Raw genomic sequence first — 560 nt, 5'->3', positions numbered from 1 at the left:
ATCTTCCTGCGTCGGCATCTGGCCGCCCGGAAAAATCTCGGTGCCGATGAATCGCGCGAATCTCACATCGCTCATCGTCAGCTTGACGCCGAGTGCGGGCATCTGCTGCCATTGATAGGTCAAAATGGTGTGCAACAGCATCCGACCGTCGTCGGGCAGGATGTGGTGGGCACGTTCAAAAAAGGCCGGCCACCGGTCGGCCTTGAACGCCTCGAAGGCGCCGATGCTGACGATTCGGTCGACCTTGTCGTCGAATTCCTCCCAGCCCTCCAGCAGCACCCGCCGGGTGCGGGGGGTGTCCATCTCGTCGAACGTTCTCTGGACGTGCTCGGCCTGGTTCTCCGACAACGTCAGGCCCACGACGTTGACGTCGTACTTCTCGATGGCCCGGCGCATGGTCGCGCCCCAGCCGCAGCCGATGTCCAGCAGCGTCATGCCCGGCTCGAGATTCAACTTGCCCAGCGCCAGGTCGATCTTGGCAAGCTGCGCCTCTTCCAGGGTCATGTCGTCGCGCTCGAAGTAGGCGCAGCTGTACGTCTGGGTGGGGTCCAGGAACAACC

General features: G+C 62.9%; 1 protein-coding gene. It reads right to left on the bottom strand.

Translation table 11 applies throughout. The features are described 5' to 3' along the window. Positions 1-558 (bottom strand): class I SAM-dependent methyltransferase (locus A5701_RS01205; RefSeq protein WP_082969649.1); only part of this gene is annotated, 558 nt, incomplete at its 3' end. Between the last annotated feature and the right edge of the window lie 2 nt (positions 559-560).

The sequence above is a fragment of the Mycobacterium sp. E3305 genome (assembly GCF_001666785.1).
Taxonomy (GTDB): Bacteria; Actinomycetota; Actinomycetes; order Mycobacteriales; family Mycobacteriaceae; genus Mycobacterium.
Note: the sequence above shows the minus strand (reverse complement) of the source record. Positions and strands in the feature narration are given on the sequence as shown.